The organism is Rhodococcus sp. AW25M09 (assembly GCF_000333955.1).
Taxonomy (GTDB): Bacteria; Actinomycetota; Actinomycetes; order Mycobacteriales; family Mycobacteriaceae; genus Rhodococcoides.
Window position 1 is genome coordinate 1 of record NZ_CAPS01000024.1, and the last position, 7,029, is coordinate 7,029.

Sequence of the window (7,029 nt, forward strand, 5' to 3'; positions counted from 1 at the left end):
GCCAGTCCCCCCGGAAGTCCACTCGATGTGCCATTGACCCCCAAAAAGGCCACCGGATGTCACATTGAGTACCGGCGGAGGTCGTGCACCGGGTCGACGGGTGCGCGAATCTAAAGTTGCCGAAGCTTCTTCTCGAATGCATCGATGCGTGTGGTGTCCTCGAAGAAGTCTTCCTGCGAGATGATTTTTCCCCAGCGTGTGCGGACCAGCAGCACTGTGCGGTTGCTGTAGAGCTCTGTGCCGTCGGGCGTGTGGGCGTTGTCGTCGAATCGCGCGAGCAGGGTCATTCGCCAGGGCGCGCCGCCGCTGTAGATCTCGGTGATCTGGCCCTTGATTCCGGCGGCGACGAAGTCCTGGAAGAATTTTTCTATTTCTGCGCGACCGCGGTGGGTTCCGGACCAGCGGCTGTCGCCCTCTGCGAACTTGAGCACAGCATCGCGGTGGAACGACGAGAGCAGCGGGCGGTAGTTGCCGTTGTTGAGTGCTTCGATGTCTCGCTGCAGCTTGAGTGTCAGTGCCCGCATCACCAGGAGTTTGACGGCAAAGGCCGTCGAGATGCCGGCCAGAAATCTCAGTTGCATACCCATACGTTTGCCTACCGTTCACCGACGTGTCAATCGAGTCGGAGGTACGTTCGTTCGATGATTGACCACGTGCAGGTGGCATGCCCGCCCGGCGGCGAAGATCGCGAGCGGAAGTTCTTCGGGGATGCTCTGGGATGGGAGGAGATCCCGAAGCCGCCGGCGTTGGCTGTGCGCGGGGGATGTTGGTTTCGGGTGCCCGGTGTGGGCGGCCCCAGCGGCGAGATACATGTCGGCATCGAAGACGACTTTCGCCCGGCCCTGAAGGCGCACCCGGCCTTCGTCGTCGATATCGATGTGACTGCTACGGCATTGGCGTCTGCTGGGTTCGCGGTGACCTGGGCCGACTCGGAGGAGATACCTGGTCGACGCCGGTTTCATTCCCGTGACGGCGTCGGGAACCGTATCGAATTCGTTGCAGCACAGTAGATTATAGACCAATTGAAATAGCCCCGGTCAGCAATGCGAACACGATGTACATCAGCGACGCGGCCAGTACCCACAAGAAGGCGAAGCGCTGGAAGTCGCCCAGCGATGCTCTGACCAAGCCGAGAAGAACCCACAACGGTGCCGATGCCGGTCCGATCGAGTGCGCCATTTGACCTATCACTGCAGCACGTGCCATCTCCTCGGGTGGAATGGAGTATTGCGCTGCCGATTCCGCGAGCACCGGCACGATTCCGAAGAAGTAGGCATCGTTGGCCATGAAGAAGCTCAACGGTATTCCGATCAGGGCGGCAGCGGCAGGGATCAGGCCCTCGGCACCGTCCGGGATCAGCGAGATCAGCGCATTCGCCATGGCGGTGGTCATGCCGGTCTCGGTGAGGATGCCGGTGAACACACCGGCTCCCAGTACCAGGATGACGACGGGGACGGCGTTGGCGGCGTGCGCCCGGATCACGTCCCCTTGGTCGGCGGGCCTGGGGTGGTTGACGACGAGCACGATGATGAAGCCGAGCATGAACAGCACCAGAAGATCGGCAACTCCGAGTACCAGCAGCACCAGCAGTGTGACGGTGAGCGATGCGTTGACCCAGGTCCGCCAGGTGGCTTTCGTCCGAAGACTTCCGTCCGAGGATTCTTCGTGCCGGCCGGCGGACACGTGAGCAGTAACCTCGGCTATGCGCTCCGGGGTAATTTTCTTGCGCGCGTTTCGGCCCAACAGATAGGCGAGCCCGATGATCGTCGCCGACATCAGCAGCATCGCGGGCAGCATGTGCACGAAGTAGTCGGTGGCGTCGATCTGCAGCACGCTGATCGCTCGGGTCGCGGCTCCACCCCAGGGGGTCGTGCCGGAAACGGTCCCGAGAGCCATCGTTGCAATCGTGGCGATGACGAGAGGATTGATTCCGAGCTTGCGGTAGATGGGGAGAAACGCAGAACAGATGATCATGTACGACGTGGTGCCATCGCCGTCGAGTGCGACCAAAAGAGCGAGAACCGCCGTGCCGACACAGATTTTGACGGGATCGCCACCGGACAACCGGATGATTCCCCGCGAGATGGGGTCGAACAGTTTGGCGTCCATCATGATGCCGAAGTACAGGACGGCGAACAGCAGCAGAATGGCTGTGGGAGCGACAGTTTCGATCCCCGCCGCAACCATGTCCGGCAGTGCTGCGCCTTGTCCACTGATCAGCAGAACGACGATGGGAATTGTGACGACGGCAACCAGGGCCGTCGCCCATTTTTGATGACCACCAGCATGAAGGACGCAAGGGAGAGGAATCCAAGTATTGCCAACATAATTCAGCCCTCCGACTCGAGGTGCTCGATGACCGCGCGTGTGAAGCGTTCGGTGGTCGCGGTTCCGCGGAGGTCTGCCGTGCGGGTCTCTGGCCTGCCCACCGCACTGTCGATGGCGCGATGAATGGATTTCCCGGCCACGGAGAGTCTTTCGTCGCTCCGCTGCTGGCCGATCCAGTCCAGGAGCATGGCTGCAGAACCGATCAACGATGCCGGATTGGCGATGCCTTTCCCGGCGATATCGGGCGCAGATCCATGCTGAGCTTGCGCGACCGCATGCGCGTCACCGACATTCAGCGACGCCGCCAGCCCCAAACTGCCGGAGAGCTCCGTTGCCTCGTCGGAGAGGATGTCACCGAACATGTTTGTGGTTGCGATGACGTCGAAAGACTCCGGTCGACGGATGAGAAGAGCTGCTACTGCGTCCACGAGCAGCTCCTCGTAGTCGACCCCGGGGAAGTCCCGCCGAACGGCCCTGGCAGCCTCGAGAAAGAGCCCGTCGCTCAGCCTGAGAACGTTGGCCTTGTGTACGACGGTGACCTTCGATCGACGCGTCTGCGCAAGCTCGAACGCGCGGCGCACAATCCGTTCGGAGCCGCGGCGCGTCACCTTCCGGACCGCAAGAGCAAGGTCCTCGGTGGGCATGAACTCTCCGCCGCCTGCGAACATGGTGCGGTCGGCGTAGAACCCCTCGGTGTTCTCTCTCGCGATCACGAGATCGAAGTTCTTGCCGAGCGGATTCGGCAGTGACGGGACTGTCCTGGCCGGACGAATATTGGCGTACAGATCCAACTTTCGCCTCAGGATCCCCGACGGGTTGACACCGCCCTCCTCGGTCGGAGGGTAGTCCAGGTGTGACACCGGCCCCAGGATGACGCCATCCGCTGCGCGTGAGAGGTCGACTATGGCGTCGGGCATCGTTGTTCCCGATTCACGAAGTGCGTCGAAGCCGATGGTGCCGTTGGTGAAGGCGGCTGAGATGCCGCTGCGTACGAGAGCTGCTTCGACGACCGAGACCGTCGCGACGCTGATTTCGGGGCCGATGCCGTCCCCGGCAAGAACGACCAGTTCGACGGTGTTGCCGCGGGTGTGTGTGGAATGTCCGGGTGTCACGATGTCTCCAGCTGTTCACGTCCGCACCGTTGCGGACTCGGTCATCCTTTGTGACCTGTGGCATACCTTGCCGCGCCTAGAGCGTGAAGACCAGAGACTGTTTCTAATATCTGACTTAAGTAGAATTCATAGCTTTGAAGAGCTCGACGAGGACCGATCGCATGGCGTTCGACGCTGGGGACAGCGTTCGTTGGTCGAGCCGGCACAGCAGGATCCGCCGTTTCGACAGCTCGCCCAAGTCGATCGACTCGACGCCCTCGCGCAGATACCGAGTGGTCATAGCGGGTGCGACGGTGAGTCCTAGCCCGGCTGCAACCATCGCCTGAGATTCCATGTAGTCGTTCGACTCGACCAGGACTGTCGGCTCGAAACCTGCTTTGCGACAGGACGATCGGAACATCGCTGTGATGGGGTGCTGCGACGCTCGCACGATCCACTGTTCGTCTGCCAGCGATTCGAGTCGAACCGGACCGTCGCAGGCCCACCCCGCCGGCACCAGAAGGACGGTGGCATCGTCGGCGATGACTTCGGTGTCCACGTCGTCGACTGTCATGGGCAACTCTGGGTAGTCCCAGGCCAGGGAGATGTCGACTTCCCGTCCCTGCAACATCGCGTGCAGGTCGCGCAGCCTCGACGACCGGATACCCAGTTCGATGCCCGGATGCTCCGAGCGGAACGCTGCCATGACGTCCGGTAGAAGAGACGCGGCGAAGGACGGAAAGACGCCGAGGGTGACGTGGCCGCTGCGCGCGTCGAGCAGATCGTCGAGGTCGGCGCGAAGTGCCGACAGCTGCGTGTCGATTGCCGCCGCTCGCCCGGCCACGAGGCGACCGGCTTCGGTGAGTCGCACTCCACGCGCATGCCGCTCGACGACCGGTGTGCCGACAATGGTTTCGAGTCTTTTGACCTGCTGAGACACCGCTGACGGCGTGTACATGAGTCGGTCGGCAGCGGCCGTCATCGAACCGCAGCGGTCGATTTCCACCAGTAGCTTGAGCAGGGACAGCTCCACATCCATCCCTCGAGACTAGGCCGGGTCTGCGACCATGGGACGCATGGTGAGGGGAAAAGTGCGACGATATTCGACGGAGGAAGGCTGGGGAATCATCGATTCACCGGACACTCCCGGCGGCTGCGTGATCCAGAGCCCTACGGTGATCGATGATCCGCAACTACTGACAGAGGGTGGCTCAGTCGAATTCCAGTGGCAGCCGTTGGTCAACGGGAAGAACGATTTTCGCTACTACGCGACCTCTGTCTCTACGGTCGGGTCCAGACCCAGCTTCGCCGGGGCGTCGTGGACGATCGACCCCACAGTCAGCCCCGACGATCGAATGGCAGCGTTCTGGTGCGAGGCGGACGACACGGATCCGCTGCGGATGCGAATCCAGATGGACCAGTTGCTTTTCATTGCAGCGTATTCGGATGCTCGCGCGGTATTCGAGCGCGCCTCGTTGGAAGATTTTCTGGGCGACGAATCGGCCGCGGTGCCGTTGTACGAAGCATCGCTGACAGGCGGGCTCGATACCGACAGAGAGAATCAGGCCAGAATTCAACTGGCGAGCTCGCTGCGCAACGTAGGGCGACTCCATGACGCGCTGCAGGTGCTGCAGGATTTCGAGTTCTCGAACGACTACGCATCCGCGCGTGACGCATTCGCGGCGCTGATTCGCTGGGACCTCGGGGAAGGTTCGCGGGCACTGAAAACCGCATTGCAGGCAGCAGAACCGGCGTTGGGGAGATATCGGCGGGCAATCAAGGCCTACGCAGTAGAGCTGTCCGACGACGAGCGGAAGTGAATGCGGTCGGAACATCGCCGCCGCGGATGGCGTTTGTCGGTCGAATCTCGAGCTCGTCCATTCGAAGAACTGAAGGGAATCTCAATAGGTTTTGTCAAGCTCGGCCGCAGGCCGATCCGATCGGACGACGCCGAAGGCGTCGCAGTACGGGACAAGCCCATCTGGGGCATTCCGTCGCTCTGTACTGGTACCCCTGGATATCAAGTCTGGTCGTATTACTCGTTGCCTCGCTGGCGGTGAAGACACACGGCATATGCCTTGACGTCGCAGTCACCAAGCAGGAGTCGTGCCGACCTAGGTCCACCCAGCGACTTGTTCCGATAATGTCGGGCGCGCCAGGGCATGTCCCTGGTGTGCCTTGGCAGAACACGGCCTCCGTTCAACAATCTGACGCGCTAGGAGGTCATACATTATGGTCCGAGCGAGAACAGTGCGACTTTGGTTGTTAGCGGTCGCCGTCGCCGTGGCGGCTTTCGCGCTGATCATCGGGCTGGTTATGAGACCGGGCGAAGTCGAGGACCGGGGGTGTTTGACGGTCGATTCGAGTCTGAGCGAGCTGCTCTTGAGTCGGCCATCGGTTGGCCCACTTGAAACTTCCGTCTCGGTAGCTGAAGAGGTTGCGCCGCAGGGCGCGGCGAGGGCGTACGCGCACTATTACGTGATCGCTATGCAGTTCTCCTCTATGGACGGGTTGATGCACGAGGGTGTCTGGCAGTTGGGTACGAACGCGTCCGGTCCACGAGGCGGGACGGTGTCCGTGGCCATTTCGGCCGCAGGAGCCTCGGAGTTCATCATCTCGATCAACGGAGAAGCGCAGTCGTTCACCCTCTGGCCCCGTGATGGTGCCCTCGTGGGTCCGTTGAGTGAATCTGTCATTCGCGCGAGAACTTGCCTGGACGCGTTCACCAGCACGACGCTCTGACAGAGCCGAGCGGAAGCCAGACCCATCGGTCGACCAGATGCCGACGTTGTCAACGCATCTACGTCGTGCCGTTCTATCGCCGCCGAGATACGGTGAAACACGCTACCGTTCGAGGATGATCCGGCCCGGCTCCAACAAGCGTCTCGGACGGACGGCGCCGACCGCACTTGCTGTCGGTGGCGCTGCCCTTCCTGATTTTCGCTCGTCGCGCCGAGAGAGGTCGCCGCTGTGAGTGACACTGGCCAACTGATCGTTGAAGAGCTGAGCGCTGAACGGGCGCGCGACGAGATAGGTGTCAGGACACTCGCTTCATGGCGCACCTACCTCGAAATGTCGGGCGGTCTCGTGCCCGGCCCCGAGGGAAGCACCCACAAGGTCTCTTTGAAGCAGTGGAAGGAATCACCGCCAGATACCCTGCTCAAAATCGTTGTGAGGTGGGTTGATCCCAGTCGCGTCGGTACATACGACAACGGTCAATCTTACATCTGAGCCAAAAGGAGCCAAGCGCAAGATGGTCTCTCGCCGAGTACCCACAAGCACCCAGCTCGCTCTAGGTCTGTCGATACCTGTAGTTCTCGGTTTGACGGCATGCTCTGCGGCCCGTGATCTCCCTACATCGAATTCTGGTCGACCGACACCCACCATTGAACCGGCCGGAACCGCGGACTGCAGACAGTTCGATTCGTTTTCTGGAAGAACTGTTGTCGGTAGTCCAACCGGATCCAGCAACGGCGGAGGCCTAATCGAAGTCGAACCTGGCGTGTCTCTGGGTCCCGCGGAGTGGCCCCGGTGTGGACGGTCACGTAATTCCCCCGGGGTAGTTGTCACGTAATTCCCCCACCGGTGGGCCTCGTGTTCAGGTTTACCC

Annotated in this window: 8 protein-coding genes; 4 read left to right on the forward strand and 4 right to left on the reverse strand. The window is 61.4% G+C overall.

The genetic code is table 11. The features are described 5' to 3' along the window. Window positions 1–110: 110 nt before the first annotated feature. Window positions 111–581 (reverse strand): nuclear transport factor 2 family protein, encoded by a 471-nt coding sequence (locus tag RHODMAR_RS04470; RefSeq protein ID WP_008711727.1) that lies wholly within the window; start codon window positions 579–581, stop codon window positions 111–113. Window positions 582–641: 60 nt separating this feature from the next. On the opposite strand from RHODMAR_RS04470, the gene RHODMAR_RS04475 reads away from it, so the two are divergent. Continuing rightward, window positions 642–1,010 carry a glyoxalase gene (locus RHODMAR_RS04475; protein ID WP_008711730.1) on the forward strand — a complete coding sequence of 123 codons (369 nt, stop codon included), beginning with the start codon at window positions 642–644 and terminating at the stop codon, window positions 1,008–1,010. Between the two features lies 1 nt (window position 1,011). Here RHODMAR_RS04475 and RHODMAR_RS04480 read toward each other — a convergent pair whose 3' ends face one another. The 3 genes from RHODMAR_RS04480 to RHODMAR_RS04490 form a co-directional block, all read right to left on the reverse strand. Beyond that, window positions 1,012–2,334 (reverse strand): CitMHS family transporter, encoded by a 1,323-nt coding sequence (locus RHODMAR_RS04480; protein ID WP_332307747.1) that lies wholly within the window; start codon window positions 2,332–2,334, stop codon window positions 1,012–1,014. Further along, window positions 2,331–3,440, reverse strand: a complete 1,110-nt coding sequence (locus RHODMAR_RS04485) for an isocitrate/isopropylmalate dehydrogenase family protein (RefSeq protein WP_008711735.1) — start codon at window positions 3,438–3,440, stop codon at window positions 2,331–2,333. Before RHODMAR_RS04485 ends, RHODMAR_RS04480 begins: the two co-directional genes overlap by 4 nt. A gap of 115 nt (window positions 3,441–3,555) precedes the next feature. Further along, entirely contained in the window at window positions 3,556–4,458 is a 903-nt protein-coding gene (locus RHODMAR_RS04490; protein WP_008711737.1) for a LysR family transcriptional regulator, read from the reverse strand. Window positions 4,459–4,495: 37 nt separating this feature from the next. On the opposite strand from RHODMAR_RS04490, the gene RHODMAR_RS28620 reads away from it, so the two are divergent. From RHODMAR_RS28620 to RHODMAR_RS04505, 3 genes are all read left to right on the forward strand, one after another. Further along, window positions 4,496–5,239: a tetratricopeptide repeat protein gene (locus RHODMAR_RS28620; RefSeq protein ID WP_051047783.1), complete on the forward strand. Its 744-nt coding sequence runs from the start codon at window positions 4,496–4,498 to the stop codon at window positions 5,237–5,239. 667 nt (window positions 5,240–5,906) lie between these two features. After that, complete coding sequence (locus RHODMAR_RS28115; protein WP_157225979.1) at window positions 5,907–6,161, forward strand: hypothetical protein; 255 nt, start codon at window positions 5,907–5,909, stop codon at window positions 6,159–6,161. Window positions 6,162–6,389: 228 nt separating this feature from the next. Then, a complete protein-coding gene (locus RHODMAR_RS04505; protein ID WP_042937981.1) occupies window positions 6,390–6,650 on the forward strand; it encodes a hypothetical protein in 261 nt (86 codons plus the stop codon). Window positions 6,651–7,029: the final 379 nt, after the last annotated feature.

What these genes read in the sequence shown, in the direction of transcription:
- RHODMAR_RS04475 (WP_008711730.1), top strand. Translation starts at nt 642, where the DNA reads ATGATTGACCACGTGCAGGTGGCATGCCCGCCCGGCGGCGAAGATCGC.
- RHODMAR_RS04470 (WP_008711727.1), bottom strand. Translation starts at nt 581, where the DNA reads ATGCAACTGAGATTTCTGGCCGGCATCTCGACGGCCTTTGCCGTCAAA.
- RHODMAR_RS28115 (WP_157225979.1), top strand. Translation starts at nt 5,907, where the DNA reads ATGCAGTTCTCCTCTATGGACGGGTTGATGCACGAGGGTGTCTGGCAG.
- RHODMAR_RS28620 (WP_051047783.1), top strand. Translation starts at nt 4,496, where the DNA reads ATGGTGAGGGGAAAAGTGCGACGATATTCGACGGAGGAAGGCTGGGGA.
- RHODMAR_RS04490 (WP_008711737.1), bottom strand. Translation starts at nt 4,458, where the DNA reads ATGGATGTGGAGCTGTCCCTGCTCAAGCTACTGGTGGAAATCGACCGC.